1 protein-coding gene is annotated in these 1,649 nt (G+C 27.8%); it reads right to left on the minus strand.

All coding sequences use genetic code 11. The annotated features are described in order from the left end of the window. Positions 1–162: 162 nt before the first annotated feature. Positions 163–1,485, minus strand: a complete 1,323-nt coding sequence (locus ACJDTP_RS27310) for an IS1380 family transposase (protein WP_111944668.1) — start codon at positions 1,483–1,485, stop codon at positions 163–165. Positions 1,486–1,649: the final 164 nt, after the last annotated feature.

A 1,649-nucleotide genomic window follows, 5' to 3' on the forward strand; every position in this document is an offset into this window, starting at 1 on the left:
CCTGAATTATTCATAGATATAGTTAATAACATAAGAAAGTTAGTTTTTCATGCTATTAGCTATTTCTTTTCTTAATTTTTAATTATTTTTCTAAATATACGTACAGCTTCGCTACGGACTTTAGGTTTTAACCATATCTTACATATTAAATTGTAATCTGAATCAATTTAATAACGGCAGTGAATTGATATTTTTTAAAATATGCCAAAACTCATTTTGATAAGCACATGAACTACAGAGTTTGAATTTTAAGTATCTACTACTCTTTACAAGTTTACCAGCTACTTTAATTATTTTCATTCGTATTGTTTCTATTCTTAGAGATTTCATTGAATTTGTAAAACATAATCTTCTCATCCAATTGTTTAAATTGTATGCTAAAACCATCTCTTGAAGCTTATTAGCATTTGCGATAAAAGATGAACTACTCATTTTATCGAAAGCGAAGCCGTTTTTGCCTTCTTTAATAAAATTCTCCATTGTTCCTCTATTACAATAAAATTTTATTACAGCTTCTGGATGGCTGGTCATGTTAGTCACAACAAAAGTATAATCTATACACATTTGACCTTCTTTCTTTTCTAATTTCACAACAACTCTACGTTCTTTAGTCCATTTCTTTGCTTTATATACAAATTCACCATATATAGTATAATGGTCATAGATATTTCTTTTGCATAATATCTCCATTCTTGTAGTAAATTCTTCAGAATACTTATACAATGTTGCATTTGCTTTTAATCTTATTGCATATTTAGCATCATGTTCTTCTGCAATTTCATAAAGTCCAGGTATAGCAAAACCGCTATCGCCACGAATGTATAGGTCTGTACAAATATATTTATTTGAATACCTTTTTAATAATGGACCAATAAAAGCCACTGTTTTTCTTGATGTATAAACATTTCCAGAACGCAACTCTGCCTTTAATAAATCACCTGTTAGTCCATCAAAAACTAATAGTGGATGATATCCATTTGCTGAATAATGTGAATTGTATGCTGAACCATATTGATTACCATAAGTTTCAAAATTAGTAGAATCAATATCCAAAATTATTTGATTTGGCATATCAATTGAGTATACTTTATCCAAAACCAACTCATTTATTTTATTAAATTGTCTTAAGTTTTCTTTATCGAGATTGTTATTAAAACGTGAAATTGTAGGCTGTGAAGCTAGTGCATTTTTATCTAAAATTGTAGTAAGCGCTGGATCATATCTTAATTCATCTGAATTATCGTCGGTTGTATAGCCAGCTATTCTTTGATAAACTTTTTGTAGTAATATCTCTTCGTTTGTATGTTCTCTATGATTAATTCCATCATTAACATAAAAAACATCTTTTACAGTTCTTGAAAAACCTATTCTTTCATCAAATTCACTATATAAAATAAGACCAGAATCTGATGTTAAATTTCCACCATCAAAATTAATTTTTACATTTCTCTTGAAATTCAAAGATTTTTCTAATAAACTACCCATATAGACTCTCCTTTGTTAATTGTTTTTTTTCGCAAATTAACCATAACAAATTTGAGTCTATTTTTCTATATTTTTTCACTTAATAAGTGAAGTTTTGAATTTGTTAAGAACAGCTTAACGAGCCATGCAAAGCATGTTTCATATAATTTTATGAATAATTCAGG

It is taken from the genome of Candidatus Clostridium helianthi, from assembly GCF_045310795.1.
Lineage (GTDB): Bacteria > Bacillota > Clostridia > Clostridiales > Clostridiaceae > Clostridium > Clostridium helianthi.

Excerpts from the sequence above, each read along its gene's own strand:
- ACJDTP_RS27310 (WP_111944668.1), bottom strand. The coding sequence starts at position 1,485 with ATGGGTAGTTTATTAGAAAAATCTTTGAATTTCAAGAGAAATGTAAAA.